Origin of the sequence: Methylobacterium organophilum (genome assembly GCF_022179465.1) — a bacterium.
GTDB classification, from domain to species: domain Bacteria; phylum Pseudomonadota; class Alphaproteobacteria; order Rhizobiales; family Beijerinckiaceae; genus Methylobacterium; species Methylobacterium organophilum.
The window spans coordinates 89,769-103,323 of sequence record NZ_BPQV01000013.1 but is presented as its reverse complement, the minus strand read 5'-3'; the positions used below and the strand labels follow the sequence as shown (position 1 = coordinate 103,323).

11 protein-coding genes and 1 pseudogene are annotated in these 13,555 nt (G+C 70.7%); 7 read left to right on the top strand and 5 right to left on the bottom strand.

All coding sequences use genetic code 11. From position 1 onward, the window contains the following. Positions 1-7 precede the first annotated feature (7 nt). Positions 8-1,009 (bottom strand): ABC transporter substrate-binding protein, encoded by a 1,002-nt coding sequence (locus tag MFF21_RS19655; protein WP_238313201.1) that lies wholly within the window; start codon positions 1,007-1,009, stop codon positions 8-10. 190 nt (positions 1,010-1,199) lie between these two features. On the opposite strand from MFF21_RS19655, the gene MFF21_RS19650 reads away from it, so the two are divergent. Continuing rightward, the gene (locus MFF21_RS19650) at positions 1,200-1,622 is read left to right on the top strand and encodes a DUF3597 domain-containing protein (protein ID WP_238313199.1); all 423 of its coding nucleotides are present in this window, start codon (positions 1,200-1,202) and stop codon (positions 1,620-1,622) included. Positions 1,623-1,666: 44 nt separating this feature from the next. On the opposite strand, the gene flhA is transcribed toward MFF21_RS19650, so the two are convergent. Beyond that, positions 1,667-3,811, bottom strand: a complete 2,145-nt coding sequence (flhA, locus tag MFF21_RS19645; RefSeq protein ID WP_238313198.1) for a flagellar biosynthesis protein FlhA — start codon at positions 3,809-3,811, stop codon at positions 1,667-1,669. Between the two features lie 165 nt (positions 3,812-3,976). On the opposite strand from flhA, the pseudogene MFF21_RS19640 reads away from it, so the two are divergent. After that, a pseudogene (locus tag MFF21_RS19640) lies at positions 3,977-4,642 on the top strand (hypothetical protein); the annotation flags it as partial. Between the two features lie 214 nt (positions 4,643-4,856). On the opposite strand, the gene trhA reads toward MFF21_RS19640, so the two are convergent. Together trhA and MFF21_RS19630 are read right to left on the bottom strand one after the other, a co-directional pair. Further along, positions 4,857-5,537 carry a PAQR family membrane homeostasis protein TrhA gene (trhA, locus tag MFF21_RS19635; protein WP_238313194.1) on the bottom strand — a complete coding sequence of 227 codons (681 nt, stop codon included), beginning with the start codon at positions 5,535-5,537 and terminating at the stop codon, positions 4,857-4,859. A 270-nt stretch (positions 5,538-5,807) separates the two neighbouring features. Next, positions 5,808-6,866, bottom strand: coding sequence for a glycosyltransferase family 61 protein (locus MFF21_RS19630; RefSeq protein ID WP_238313191.1), 1,059 nt, complete (start codon positions 6,864-6,866; stop codon positions 5,808-5,810). A 236-nt stretch (positions 6,867-7,102) separates the two neighbouring features. On the opposite strand from MFF21_RS19630, the gene trpA reads away from it, so the two are divergent. The 4 genes from trpA (at position 7,103) to MFF21_RS19610 (ending at position 11,356) form a co-directional block, all read left to right on the top strand. Continuing rightward, on the top strand, positions 7,103-7,933 hold the full coding sequence (trpA, locus tag MFF21_RS19625; RefSeq protein WP_238313189.1) for a tryptophan synthase subunit alpha: 831 nt from the start codon (positions 7,103-7,105) through the stop codon (positions 7,931-7,933). An 81-nt stretch (positions 7,934-8,014) separates the two neighbouring features. Continuing rightward, positions 8,015-8,929 (top strand): acetyl-CoA carboxylase, carboxyltransferase subunit beta, encoded by a 915-nt coding sequence (gene accD, locus MFF21_RS19620; protein WP_238313187.1) that lies wholly within the window; start codon positions 8,015-8,017, stop codon positions 8,927-8,929. A 16-nt stretch (positions 8,930-8,945) separates the two neighbouring features. Continuing rightward, the gene (locus tag MFF21_RS19615; RefSeq protein ID WP_238313340.1) at positions 8,946-10,271 is read left to right on the top strand and encodes a bifunctional folylpolyglutamate synthase/dihydrofolate synthase; all 1,326 of its coding nucleotides are present in this window, start codon (positions 8,946-8,948) and stop codon (positions 10,269-10,271) included. 197 nt (positions 10,272-10,468) lie between these two features. Then, on the top strand, positions 10,469-11,356 hold the full coding sequence (locus tag MFF21_RS19610) for an outer membrane protein (protein WP_238313185.1): 888 nt from the start codon (positions 10,469-10,471) through the stop codon (positions 11,354-11,356). Positions 11,357-11,531: 175 nt separating this feature from the next. Here MFF21_RS19610 and trxA read toward each other — a convergent pair whose 3' ends face one another. Beyond that, positions 11,532-11,852, bottom strand: a complete 321-nt coding sequence (gene trxA, locus MFF21_RS19605) for a thioredoxin (RefSeq protein WP_238313183.1) — start codon at positions 11,850-11,852, stop codon at positions 11,532-11,534. Positions 11,853-12,240: 388 nt separating this feature from the next. Here trxA and MFF21_RS19600 point away from each other — a divergent pair, with 388 nt between their 5' ends. After that, positions 12,241-13,524, top strand: a complete 1,284-nt coding sequence (locus tag MFF21_RS19600; RefSeq protein ID WP_238313181.1) for a PQQ-dependent sugar dehydrogenase — start codon at positions 12,241-12,243, stop codon at positions 13,522-13,524. The last annotated feature ends 31 nt before the right edge of the window (positions 13,525-13,555 follow it).

Sequence of the window (13,555 nt, the reverse complement as noted above, 5' to 3'; positions counted from 1 at the left end):
GTCGGGGTTACGGCTTGGCGGCCTTCTCGTAGAAGCTCGGCACGAACAGGCCGTCGATCGGCACCTCCTTGTCGAGGGTGCCGATGGTGACCTGGAAGGCCTGCATCTGCTTCGTCGCCTCCAAGATCACCCGCGGGTCGGCGGTGAACTTGGCGGCCGGCGAGGTCAGCGCCTTCTGGATCGTGGCGACGTCGGTGATGCCCTTGCCCAGCGCCGCCTCGACCGAGGGGGCGGCCTTGGCCGGGTCCGTCTTGAGGAGGTCGACCGCCTTTACGAGCGCCTTCACCAGGCCCTCCACGGCGGCCGGGTTCTTGTCGGCGAACTTGCCGTAGACGGCGACCACGGTGCCGGGCTGATCGGGGAACATCTCGCCGCCATTGGCGATCAGCTTGATCGCCGGGTTGCGGCCCTGGACGATGGTGAGCGCCGGCTCGCGGATCGAGGCGCCGTCGACGGCGCCGGCGAGCAGGGCCTGCTGCGTGGCGTCGATGCCCATCGGCACGATCTCGACATCGGCCTTGTCGGCCTTCGCCACCTGCCAGAGCCAGTGCTGCAGGGTGGTGTTGGGCACCGAGCCGGGGGGCTGGGTGGCGAGGCGGGCCGGCTTGCCCTCCTTCGCCCGGTACTGCTTGAACGCCTCCGCCTTGCTCGGCGCGCTCGCGAAATAGGGGGCGAGCTTCGGGCCGGCGACGAAGACCATCTCCTCGACCGCGGTGGCGGCCACCACGCGCACGTCGATGCCCTTGGTGCGGGCGACGGCCAGGGGGGCGATGCCGGCGACGTAGACGTCGATCGTGCCCGAGGCCAGCGCCTGGATCATGTTCGGGCCGGATTCGAAGGTGGTGAAGCTCGGCTCCAGCCCCGCTTCCTTCAGCCAGCCCTCGCCGCGGGCGACGAAAATCGGCGCGGCGCCGATGACGGGGATCACGCCGATGCGCACGGGCACCTGTTGGGCCTGGGCGGGCACGAGGAAGGCCAGGGCCGCCAGCGCGGCGAGCAGGAGACGCATGGGGCAGGGTCCGGTATCGCGGGAACGGCTCCCCTTACGCATGGACGCGCGCAAGATCAAAGCGGCGTGATCGGCGGAACCTCGCCGTCCCCAGTCTCGGCCCCGATCGGCGGGTCAGGAACGCGGACCGGCCCCGCTTCGTTACGCTGGCGCTGCGCGACCCGCGCGGCCCGGACAAGGGATATATGCCATGAGCCTCCTCGGCAGCATCGTCAGCAAGATCCTCCATCCGTTCGGCGGCGGCGAAGCCCAGGCCAAGGAAGGTCCTGCGCCCTCGCAGGCGGAGGCCAAGCCCGGCGCGGGCGGCGACGCGCCCGCCACGCCCACGAGCGGCGGCACGGCCGGCAGCGGCGGCACCGTCGACGTGGCGGAGGTGCTCGACGGCCTCGCCGCCAAGAACCCGCAGAAGCTCGACTGGCGCCACTCGATCGTCGACCTGATGAAGCTGATCGATCTCGATTCGAGCCTCGCCGCCCGCAAGCAGCTCGCCGACGAGCTGCACTACACCGGCGACAAGAACGACTCGGCCACGATGAACATCTGGCTGCACAAGCAGGTCATCAGGAAGCTCGAGGAGAACGGCGGCAAGGTGCCGGCCGACCTGAAGGACTGAGCGCCGCATCCGCCCTCTCCCCTCTGCGGGAGAGGGCTTTTCCCCTACAGCGACCCCACCGTGCGCAGCCGTGCCCGCGGGTGGATCTCCGCCTGGCTCATCACCGCCGTCTCCCGGCGGAAGCGCTCGATGATCGAGCGCACGAAGGGCCGGGCCTGGGCGGAGGTCACGAGCACCGGCATCTCGCCGCGCCGGGCCGCGGCCTCGAAGCGGTCGCGCACGGCGTTCACGAATTCCGACAGGCGCGAGGGCTGCATCGCCAGGTAGCGCTCGTCGCGCTCGCCCACGATCGACTCGATGAAGGCCTGCTCCCAGGCCGGCGACAGGGTGATGATCGGCAGCGTCCCGTCCGGCCCCTGATACTGCGCGCAGATCTGGCGGCCGAGGCGCGCGCGGACATGCTCGACGATGTCGCGCGGGTTCTTCACCTGCCCCGCCACCTCCGCGATGCCCTCGACGATGGTGCCGAGGTCGCGGATCGAGACGCGCTCGGCCAGCAGCAGCTGCAGCACGCGCTGGATGCCCGTGGTCGCGATCTGGCTCGGCACGATCTCCTTGAAGAGATCCATGTGCTCCTTGGGCAGCTCCTTGAGCAGCTTCTGCACCTCGACATGGTTCAGGAGCTCGGAGACATGCGCCTTGATCACCTCGGTGAGGTGGGTCGAGACCACGGTGGCCGCGTCGACCACGGTGTAGCCCTTGAGCTGGGCCTGGTCGCGCAGGCTGGCGTCGATCCAGGTCGCGGGCAGGCCGAAGGTCGGCTCCAGCATGTGCTGGCCGGGCAGCTGCACCTGGCCGCCCATCGGGTCCATGGCCATGAACTGGCCGGGGAAGATCTGGCCGTTGCCCGCCTCGATCTCCTTCACGCGGATCACGTAGCCGTTGGCGTCGATGCCCACATTGTCGAGGATGCGCACGGAGGGCATCACGAAGCCGAGCTCGGCGGCGAGCTGGCGGCGCAGGGCCTTGATCTGGTCGGTGAGCCGGTCGCCGCCCTCGCCGCTGACGAGGGGCAGGAGGGCGTAGCCCATCTCGAGCTTGAGGTCGTCGAGCTTGAGCAGGTCTGTCACCGTCTCCTCGCCGGCCGCGGTCGCGGCGGAGGCGGCGGTGGGGGTGGCCACGGCGTTCTCGGCCGCCGCGCGCTCCCGGTTCACCTTGGCGATCTTCCAGGCGGCGTAGCCCGCCCCGCCGCCGAGCGCCAGGAAGGGCAGCATCGGCATGCCGGGCAGGAGGGCGATGAGCAGCATCACCCCCGCCGACATGCCGAGGGCCTTCGGGTAGTTGGCGATCTGCTTGCCCAGGGCCTTGTCGGCGGCGCCCTTCACGCCGGCCTTGGAGACGAGGATGCCCGCCGCGGTCGAGACGATCAGGGCGGGCACCTGGCTGGCGAGGCCGTCGCCGATGGTGAGCAGGGTGTAGGTCTTGGCGGCCTCGCCGAAGCCGAGGCCCTGCTGGGCCACGCCGATGATGATGCCGCCGATCACGTTGATCGCGGTGATGAGCAGGGCGGCGATGGCGTCCCCGCGCACGAATTTCGAGGCGCCGTCCATGGCGCCGAAGAAGGAGGATTCCTCCTCCAGGGCGGCGCGCCGGGCCTTGGCGACCTTCTCGTCGATGAGCCCCGCCGAGAGGTCGGCGTCGATCGCCATCTGCTTGCCGGGCATGGCGTCGAGGGTGAAGCGGGCCGCCACCTCGGCGATGCGGCCCGAGCCCTTGGTGATGACCACGAAGTTCACGATGATCAGGATCGCGAAGACGATGATCCCGATCACGAAATTGCCGCCCATCACGAAATGCCCGAAGGCTTCGATGACGTGGCCGGCCGCCGCCGTGCCCTCGTGGCCATGGCCGAGGATCAGGCGGGTCGAGGCGAGGTTGAGCGCCAGCCGCAGCATCGTCGCGATGAGCAGCAGCGTCGGAAAGACGGTGAATTCCAGCGGGTTGTCGATGAACAGCCCGGTCATCATGATCAGCACGGACATGATGATCGACACCGCGAGCAGCAGGTCGAGCAGCACCGCCGGCAGCGGGAAGATGAGCACCGTGAGGATGCCCAGCACCGCCGTGGCGAGGAACAGGTCGGAGCGCTTCGCGAGGGCCTGGAGGCTCGCGCGGTCCGGCAGCGCGAGGCCGCCGAGGCCCGGGAATCCGGGCCGGCCGGTGGTCACCGCGCCTGCCGTCTCGCTCATGCTCGTCCGCATCCCGGCCGCGGGAAGGGCGCGGCAACCCGGCAAGAATTGCCGGGCACACGGTTAGCAGAAGGTTAACGCGGTGCGCGCCGCCCCCGCCCGGGAACCAGCCGGAGCCGACCCGCTTGATCGGACAGGGGTCGGAAGGCCCCGAAGGAGGACATCATGGCGGCCAGGACGATCACGGCCCTCTTCGACGATTACGAGGAGGCGGCCCGCGCCATCGACGCGGTCGAGGCGGAGGGAGTGCCGCATGCCGCTATCAGCATCGTGGCGAGCAACCCCGACGACCGGCATTCCGGCCGCGTCCCGCCCCAGCCGCCCGGCCGGCCGACGACCGTGGCGGGGCACGACGCCGCCGACGGCGCCGGGACCGGCGCGGCGGTCGGCACGGTGATCGGCGGCGGGGCGGGGCTGCTCGCCGGCCTCGGCCTCCTCGCCATCCCCGGGATCGGCCCGGTCGTGGCCGCGGGCTGGCTCGTCGCCACGGTGGCGGGGGCCGGATTCGGCGCCGCCACCGGCGGCCTGCTCGGCGCCCTCACCGGCGCGGGTTTGAGCGAGGCGGATGCGGAGGCCTATGCCGAGGGCGTGCGCCGGGGCGGCACCCTGGTGACGGTGCGGGCCGAGGAGGATCTGGCGGACCGGGTCCTGCACATCCTAGAGCGCGGCGGCTCGATCGATCTCGACGAGCGGGCGAGCGACTGGCGGAGCCAGGGCTGGCAGGCGACGGGCGCGCCTTCGGCCAACCCGGTCCCGGCGCCCCCTTCCGCGACGCTCCCCGCCGCGGCTGCCGCCGTCCCTCCGGCGGCGACCCCTGCCGCTCCGCCCGGCTCCAGCACGCATTCCGTCCCGGTCCCGACCCCCGAGGACGACGACGAGGCGGAGCCGTTCTCGAGCGGCGAGCCCCGGCCCTCCACGGACCCGACCCACGCCCCCCATACCCGTCAGGTGCCCGGCGGCATCCGCTAGGGACGCGACGACGCGGCCGCCCCGTGAGGCGGCCGCGGTCTGCCGTGAGCGGATCGGGGGCGGCGCGGCGCCGGCCTCAGGGCTTGGCCTCGAGCACGCTCGCCATCACGGTGCCGTAGTGGCAGGCCGTGGCGAGGAGCACGAAGCCGTGCCAGATCGCGTTCTGGAAGGGCAGGCTGCGCCAGACGTGGAAGACCACGCCGAAGGAATAGAGCAGGCCGCCGATGCCGAGCAGCCAGAGCGCCTGAAGGGACAGGCCGGCGATGATGGAATCGTAGGCGAGCACCCCGCTCCAGCCCAGCATCAGGTAGAGGGCGATGGAGACCCGGTCGAAGCGGCCGGGCATGGTCAGCTTGATGGCGATGCCGATGGCGGCCACCGTCCAGATCAGGGCGAGCAGGCTCCAGGCGACCGGGCCGGACCCGACCAGGGCCACCAGCGGCGTGTAGGTGCCGGCGATCATCAGGTAGATGAAGGCGTGGTCGTAGCGCCGCAGGATCCATTTGCGCGGAGAGACCGGCCACATGTTGTAGGCGGCCGATGCCCCCAGCATCGCCACCAGGGCGGCGGCGTAGATCAGCACCGAGGAGAGTTCGGTCCAGCCGAGATGGGTGAGCGCGGCGGTCACGATCAGGGCGATCGCGCCGGTCAGGCCCAGCGCCACACCGACGAGGTGGATGGCGCCGTCCGCCAGCAATTCGTGCCGGGTATAGTGCCAAGTCAAGGCCAGGGGCCTGCCGTCCTCCGCCAGGGACATTGTCGGCGCCTTTCTCCTCTCTGTTGCCGTGACGATAAGAGGAATCGCCCTAAGTCGTTCCATAGGAAGAGTACGGACTTTCGGGATATCGTTACCGCATCTCTTCGCAGGTACTCCGAAAGAGAAAGGTGGGGCGTCACGCTCGACTGACGTCGGGCGTGGTTTCACATTGCACTGCGCCGTTCATCTTGCGCCGCAAAACACAGCGGCTTCCACTCTACGTTGGGTCCGTGACATGGGTACGACTTGCGACGACGGGCCCGGCGCCGGTTATCGCCCGCGGATTGGCCGCAAGGACCGGGCCAGGACCTGTCTAAGCCCGGCGAGCGGGCCGTCCGTGTCGGGCGCGTCCCGGGCGAGCCGCTCGGCCTTGCGCAGCAGGGCGGCCGCTGTGCCCTTCGGGTCGGGCAGCTCCCAGGCCACGTCGAAGCCCGCCCGCGTCACGTAGCGCGTGTCGGGGGCGTGGTAGTAGCGGGCGCGCGTTCCCGCCACCCGGTCGACCAGGGCGAAGTTCGCGTTGAGCGCGGGCTGCCAGTTGAGCCCGACGACCCGCCGCCCGGGCGCGGCGAAGGCGGTGGTGTGGAAGGCGGATCCCGCCGAGCCCAGCACGACCGGATGGGCCGAGAGCAGGCGGACCTGCTCGGGGAAGCGCAGGGTCTCCGGATGGGCGATCGCGACCCCGCGCCGCGCCAGCTCGGCCTCCAGGGCGTCCTCGTTGACGATCCGGGCGATGCCCGCGCCGAGCCGGGTCTTCGAGAGATAGAGGAAGCGTTCCTGGCGTTCCCCCTCCCAGTAGGGCCGGCCGATGGCGCGGCAGAGGTCGCCGAAGACCGCGTGCACGCTGCTCTGCTCGGTCAGGCTCGGGGCCGGCACCAGAACCTCGGCGAGCCGCAGGGGCGCCCCGGGGCTCTCCAGCTCGTCGAGTTCGTAGCCGAGGCGGCCGAAGATCGCCGCGCCGAAGCCGGCCCAATGGGCGTCCTGGACCGGGCCGGGGCGGTGGCAGAGCAGCGCCGGCCTTTCCCCCTCCCAGCCGATCAGGGGCCAGAGCCGGGGGAGCGTGTTGAGCAGGAAATGCCCGTAATGCCAGGCGATCGGCCCGAGATAGAGGGCGCGGCCCAGCGCCGAGGGCGTGCCTTCGGGCAGGCGCTCCCCGGGGGCGAGGTCGCGCCCGGCATCGCCGATCCGGGTCGGCCCGGAGAACAGGCCCCAGGCCCCCTCGGGCCGGGGCGGCACCAGCAGGGCGTCGCGCACGGGAACGAGCGCCGGGGGCGCCTCGATCCAATCCGCCCGTCCCCAGAGCGTCGTGCAGCGCAGGAGCGGCCGTGCCATACGTCCCGACGCTCCTTCGCGGGTGGGGGAAAGCGGGCCGCCATGCCATGCCCGCGGCGGGGAGGCCAAGCCCTGCGGCAGAAAGGCCGAGCCCTGCGGCAGCAAGGTTAGGCCCCGCGGGGCCCGCGCGCGCGTCCCGGTGCTTCACGGCGCCGGTGCGATGGTGTAGGCGCGGCCCCTTGTTCGCATCGGATCCGCCGGTGCTCCGACCAGACCCGGCCGCGAGGCATTTCCGCATGACCGCCCGCATCGAAGCCGCCTTCGCCCGCTGCCGCGCGGAAGGCCGTGCCGCCCTCGTCACCTACGTGATGGCGGGCGATCCCGATCCGGAGACCTCCCTCGCCGTGCTCAAGGCGCTGCCGAAGGCCGGCGCCGACATCGTCGAGTTCGGCCTGCCCTTCACCGATCCGATGGCCGACGGCCCGGCGATCCAGGCCGCGGGCCTGCGGGCGCTCGCCGCGGGCCAGGACCTGCGCAAGACGCTGGCCCTCGTCGCCCGCTTCCGCGAGGAGGACCGGGACACGCCGGTCGTGCTGATGGGCTATTACAACCCGATCCACAGCTACGGCGTTCCGGCCTTCCTCGAGGCGGCGCTGGCGGCGGGCATCGACGGGCTGATCGTGGTCGACCTGCCGCCGGAGGAGGACGACGAGCTCTGCCTGCCGGCGCTCGCCAAGGGCCTCGCCTTCATCCGCCTCGCCACGCCGACGACGGATGCGGAGCGCCTGCCCGCCGTGCTCGCGAACACCGCGGGCTTCGTCTACTATGTCTCGATCACCGGCATCACCGGCACGGCGACCCCGGATTTCGGGCGCGTGGCCGAGGCGGTGGGCCGCATCCGTCCGCATACGGACCTGCCGGTCGTGGTCGGCTTCGGGGTGAAGTCGGGGGCGCATGCCGCCGAGATCGCCCGGGGCGCGGACGGCGTCGTGGTCGGTTCGTCCCTGGTCGACGCCCTCCATCGCAGCCTGGACGCCGAGAATCGCGCCCAGGCGGGGAGCGTCGAGGCGGTGGCCGGTCTGGTGCGCGAGCTCGCGGCGGGCGTGCGCGGCGTCGCCAAGGCCTGATCCGCCGCAGGAAAACCGCATCTCCCTGGCATTGGCCGCCGCGTATTCCGATATCGGCCCAATCCGGCAAGGATCTCTTCCATGGTCGAAGCGATGAACTGGATCTCGGAGGTCGTGCGCCCCAAGATCAAGACGCTGTTCAAGCGCGAGACGCCCGAGAATCTGTGGATCAAATGCCCCGATACCGGGCAGATGGTCTTCCACAAGGAAGTCGAGCAGAATCTCTGGGTGATCCCGGGCTCCGAGCATCACCTCAAGATGAGCGCCCCGGCCCGTCTCAAGGCGATGTTCGACGAGGGCACCTGGATCGACGTGCCCCTGCCCGAGGTCCCGGCCGACCCGCTCAAGTTCCGGGACGAGAAGCGCTACGTCGACCGCCTCAAGGAGGCCCGCGCCAAGACCGGCATGCCGGACGCCTTCAAGATCGGCTTCGGCCGGGTCGGCGGCCTGCCCATGACCATCGCCGCGCAGGAATTCGGCTTCATGGCCGGCTCCCTGGGCATGGCGGCGGGCGAGGCCTTCATCCGCGGCGCCGAGACGGCGCTCGAGAAGCGCACCCCCTACGTGCTGTTCTCCGCCTCCGGCGGCGCGCGCATGCAGGAGGGCATCCTGTCGCTCATGCAGATGCCGCGCACCACCGTGGCCGTGCGCCGGCTCAACGCGGCCCGGCTGCCCTACATCGTGGTGCTCACCAACCCGACCACCGGCGGCGTCACCGCCTCCTACGCCATGCTCGGCGACGTGCATCTCGCCGAGCCGGGGGCGCTGATCTGCTTCGCCGGGCCGCGGGTGATCGAGCAGACCATCCGCGAGAAGCTGCCCGACGGCTTCCAGCGGGCGGAGTATCTGCGCGAGCACGGCATGATCGACCAGGTCGTGCACCGCAAGGACCTCAAGGAGACCATCGCCCGGCTCTGCCGCCTGCTGATGAACGTGCCGGCCGAGGCGGCGAAGAAGCCGGAAGCGGCCCCGGCGCCCCAGCCCGAGCCGGCGTGAGCGGGATGGCCCGATGATGGATTCCTCCGACGCGCTGATGGCGCGCTTCCTCGCCCTGCATCCGCGGACGATCGACCTCTCCCTCGGGCGCATCGAGCGGCTGCTGGAGAAGCTCGGCCATCCGGAGCGGCGCCTGCCGCCGGTGATCCATGTCGCCGGCACCAACGGCAAGGGCTCCACCATCGCCTTCATGCGGGCGATCCTGGAGGCGGGGGGGCTCGCCGCCCATGTCTACACCTCGCCCCATCTCGTCCGCTTCCACGAGCGCATCCGCCTCGGCGCCATCGGCGGCGGCGTCTTCGTGCCGGAGGAGCAGCTGGCCGACGCCTTCAGCCGCTGCGAGACCGCCAATGACGGCGACCCGATCACCGTGTTCGAGATCACCACGGCGGCCGCGCTCCTGCTCTTCTCGGAGGCGCCCGCGGACGTGCTGCTGCTCGAGGTCGGCCTGGGCGGGCGGGTCGACGCCACCAACGTGATCGACCGCCCGGCCTGCGCCGTGGTGACGCCGATCGGGCGCGACCACGCGGAATATCTCGGCGACACCCTGGAATCGGTGGCCACCGAGAAGGCCGGCATCTTCAAGCGCGGCTGCCCGGCGGTGATCGCCGCGCAGGACTACGCCCAGGCCGATTCGGTGCTCTGCCGCCGGGCCGAGGCGGTGGGCGCCGGCCCGATCTTCGTCGGCAACCAGGATTTCTCGGTGCACGAGGAGAGCGGCCGTCTCGTCTACCAGGACGAGCGGGAGCTGTTCGACCTGCCGCGGCCGCGCCTCGCCGGCCGCCACCAGCTCACCAATGCCGGCACCGCCATCGCCGCCCTGCGCGCGGCGGGCTTCGGCGATCTCGGCTCCGCGGCCTTCGAGACCGGCCTGCGCCGGGTCGAGTGGCCCGGCCGCCTGCAGCGCCTCACCAAGGGGCATCTCGCCGAGATGATGCCGAAGGACGCCGAGCTCTGGCTCGATGGCGGCCACAACGCCGATGGCGGCCGCATCCTCGCCGCCGCCATGGCCGATCTCGGCGAGCGCAGCGACGTGCCCCTCGTCCTCGTGGTCGGCCTGCTCGGCACCAAGGACGCGGAGGGCTTCCTGAAGAACTTCGTCGGGCTCGCCCGCTCGCTCATCGCCGTGCCGATCGCCGGGCAGCTCGCCGCGCGGCCGGCGGAGGAGGTGGAGCGGATCGCGCAGGGCGTCGGCCTGATGGCCGAATCGGCGTCGAGCGTGGAGGCCGCCCTGGCGAGCCTCGCGGCGACGGTCTTCGAGAAGCCGCCGCGGGTCCTGATCTGCGGCTCGCTCTATCTCGCCGGTGCTGTCCTGACGGCGAACGGCACGATTCCTACCTGAACTTTAACTAGATTGAATTCTCCCTGTCCCATTTGGGAGAAGCGTCTTCCCGAGACTGAGTTTCCGCGGCTCATGACCGCGGAGATTTCCCACTCCTGCGGTTGCGCTCGGGTGGCGGTGTGGCCTGAGGGTTACATCGTGGGGGTGGAAAATGGTCTAGCTTCCACGGCGATCGGGCAATTCGCTGGGGATCAACAATGAAAAAGCTTCTTACGTCGCTCGCCGCCTTCACGGCGCTGACGGCTGCGGCTTCCGCCGCTGACCTGCCGCGTCGCGCTGCTCCGCCGGTCTTCACGCCGGTTCCCGTCTTCACCTGGACCGGTTTCTACGCCGGTTTCAACGCCGGCTACGGCTTCGGCGTGCAGGACAACACCGCCGCTCCGGTGGTGGGCGTGAACGCCGCCACCGGCCTCGTGCCGGCCGGCACCACCGCGGTCATCGCCTTCGGCGACAACCGCAGCACCGACGGCTTCGTCGGCGGTGGTCAGATCGGCTACAACTACCAGTTCACCCCGGGCAACGGTGTGGTCGTCGGTATCGAGGCCGATGCCCAGTACGTCGATTTCGGTCGTGACCGGAACCGCTTCACGGTCGTGAACAGCACCGCCGCCGTCAACGGCCTGGCCGCTCAGCAGGTGTTCAACCCGAACGGTCTCGCCGGCCTCGACTTCTTCGGCACCGTCCGCGGCCGCATCGGCTACGCCTTCGACCGCGTCCTGTTCTACGGCACCGGCGGTTTCGCCTACGGCGCCGGCGGCGGCCGCGAGTTCGGCCTGCCGAACAGCTCGCGCGACGACTTCCGCACCGGCTACGCCGCCGGCGGTGGCGTCGAGTACGCTCTCCCGACCGACTCGTTCCTGAACTTCTTCCGCTCCTCGGCCGTCACGCTGAAGGTGGAAGGTCTGTACGTGAACCTCGATCGCGGCGGCGGTGCCCTCAACGGCGCCTTCGCGGTGAACAACGCCGGCACGGTCATCACCACGACCTCCCCGGGTGTGGTCGTCGCTTCCGGCGCCCTGCGCCGCAACGACACCGAGTTCGCCGTCATCCGCGCCGGCCTCAACTACAAGTTCGGCTCCTACTAAGCCGACCGAGGGTCCTCGAAACCACGGAAAGCCCGGCCGCAAGGCCGGGCTTTTTCGTGTTCGGGACCGGCCGGCGAGGCCCAGGCCGCGCGCCTTCTGGGGCGCCCACGAAAAAGGCCCGGCGGGGAACGCCGGGCCTTTCGCGCGCCGGAGCGCGACGGAAACGGGGAGCGGATCAGGCGCTCGCCTGGATCCAGCGGGAGAGGTCGCCCTTGGGGGCGGCGCCGACCTTCTGGCTGGCGAGCTTGCCGTCCTTGAACAGCATCAGGGTCGGGATCGAGCGGATGCCGTAGGTCGAGGCGATGCCGGGATTCTCGTCCACGTTCACCTTGGCGATCTTCACCTTGCCCTGCAGGTCGACGGAGATCTCCTCCAACGCCGGGCCGATCTGACGGCAGGGGCCGCACCACTCCGCCCAGAAATCCACCACGACGGGTTCGGCGGACTTGAGAACGTCCTGCTCGAAGCTCGCGTCGGTCACTTTCACCGTGGCCATGGCCGGTCCTTTCCGAAACGTCACACCTGTCGCCCTGGAACCGGGCGACCTGCCCTTCCTTGGAAGCGAGTTGCCGAGAATTGGCGCCGCCCCCCTTCACGGTCAAGGCGGACGGCGTCCGGGGCAGGGCAGGGGCGCAGGGATCTCATGAAAACCCGGTGAGGAGCGCCGGGCCGTCGCGCCGAGGGATGCCTTTCGTCGGCCCTTGCCCCGCTTCGGGGCTCGCCGCGGCGGGGTTGCCGCCCCATGTGGCGGGCGGAGCCGGCGTTTCCCCGGCACCCTCCACGCGCGATCTCGCCGGAATCGCGCGGCCAGACGACCAGGATGTCTCGTGCCCTTCCTTCGGGAGGCGGGGCCGCCGGTACGGGATCGGACAAGGAACAACGACGTGACGCGCTTCTCCCTCGCCCTGCTCGCCTCCGTCGCCGCCTTCTCGCCGGCCGCCCTCGCCCAGCAGGAGGGGACGGAGCCGCGGGCGCCCCGGATCGAGGGCGACGCCTTCCAGGCCCCCGCGGCGCCGACCGCCGGCGAGAAGCCCGCGGAGACCCAGGCCCCGAACACGAGCTACACGCCGCTCCTGCCCAACCAGACCCGGGCGCCCCAGCCCGCCAAGGCGACGCAGGTGGAGGTGAGCCCGGTCGTGAGCGGCCTCGACAGCGCCTGGGCGCTCGAATTCCTGCCGGACGGGCGCATGATCGTCACCGAGAAGGCGGGCAAGATCCGGCTGATCGGCAAGGACGGCAAGCCCGGCCCGGCCGTCGCCGGGGTGCCGAAGGTCGATGCCCGCGGGCAGGGCGGGCTCCTCGACATCGCGCTCAGCCCGAGCTTCGCTGGCGACAAGACGATCTATTTCAGCTTCAGCGAGCCCCGGGACAAGGGCAACGGCACCAGCGTGGCCAAGGCCAAGCTCGTCGAGGACGGCAAGGGCGGCGGCAAGCTCGAGGATCTGAAGGTCATCTTCCGCCAGACGCCGTCCTATGACGGCGACAAGCATTTCGGCTCGCGCCTCGTCTTCGCGCCGGACGGCAACCTCTTCGTCACGGTGGGCGAGCGTTCGGACAAGGGGCCGCGGGTGCAGGCCCAGGACCTGTCGAGCGGCCTCGGCAAGGTCTTCCGCATCGACAACGAGGGCAAGGCGCCCAAGGACAATCCCTTCATCGGCAGCGACAAGGCCAAGCCCGAGATCTGGTCCTACGGCCACCGCAACGTGCAGGGCGCGACCCTCGACGGCCAGGGCCGGCTCTGGACCGCCGAGCACGGCCCGCGCGGCGGCGACGAGCTCAACCGGCCGCGGCCGGGGCTCAATTACGGCTGGCCCCTCGTGACCTACGGCATCGAGTATTCCGGCGAGAAGATCGGCGACGGCGCCACCCAGGCCGGCGGCACCGTGCAGCCGGTCTATTACTGGGATCCGGTGATCGCCCCCTCGGCGCTCGCCTTCTACGACAAGACGCTCTTCCCCGAGTGGAAGGACGACTTCATCCTCGGCGGCCTCGTCAGCACCGGGCTCGTGATCCTGAAGGTGAGCGGCGACAAGGTGCTCACCGAGGAGCGCATCCCCCTCGATCACCGCATCCGCGACGTGAAGGTAGGGCCGGACGGCGCCGTCTATGCCGTCACCGAGGGGCCGGACGGCCAGATCCTCAAGGTGACGCCGAAGAAGAGCAGTTGACGCGTCTTCTCGAAAACAGGGTCCGTTCGGC

Bases quoted from the DNA above. Each gene is read 5' to 3' on its own strand.
- trpA (WP_238313189.1), top strand. From the start codon at position 7,103: ATGACCGCCCGCATCGAAGCCGCCTTCGCCCGCTGCCGCGCGGAAGGC.
- trhA (WP_238313194.1), bottom strand. From the start codon at position 5,537: ATGTCCCTGGCGGAGGACGGCAGGCCCCTGGCCTTGACTTGGCACTAT.
- MFF21_RS19655 (WP_238313201.1), bottom strand. From the start codon at position 1,009: ATGCGTCTCCTGCTCGCCGCGCTGGCGGCCCTGGCCTTCCTCGTGCCC.
- MFF21_RS19615 (WP_238313340.1), top strand. From the start codon at position 8,946: ATGGATTCCTCCGACGCGCTGATGGCGCGCTTCCTCGCCCTGCATCCG.
- MFF21_RS19630 (WP_238313191.1), bottom strand. From the start codon at position 6,866: ATGGCACGGCCGCTCCTGCGCTGCACGACGCTCTGGGGACGGGCGGAT.
- MFF21_RS19610 (WP_238313185.1), top strand. From the start codon at position 10,469: ATGAAAAAGCTTCTTACGTCGCTCGCCGCCTTCACGGCGCTGACGGCT.
- MFF21_RS19650 (WP_238313199.1), top strand. From the start codon at position 1,200: ATGAGCCTCCTCGGCAGCATCGTCAGCAAGATCCTCCATCCGTTCGGC.
- flhA (WP_238313198.1), bottom strand. From the start codon at position 3,811: ATGAGCGAGACGGCAGGCGCGGTGACCACCGGCCGGCCCGGATTCCCG.
- trxA (WP_238313183.1), bottom strand. From the start codon at position 11,852: ATGGCCACGGTGAAAGTGACCGACGCGAGCTTCGAGCAGGACGTTCTC.
- accD (WP_238313187.1), top strand. From the start codon at position 8,015: ATGGTCGAAGCGATGAACTGGATCTCGGAGGTCGTGCGCCCCAAGATC.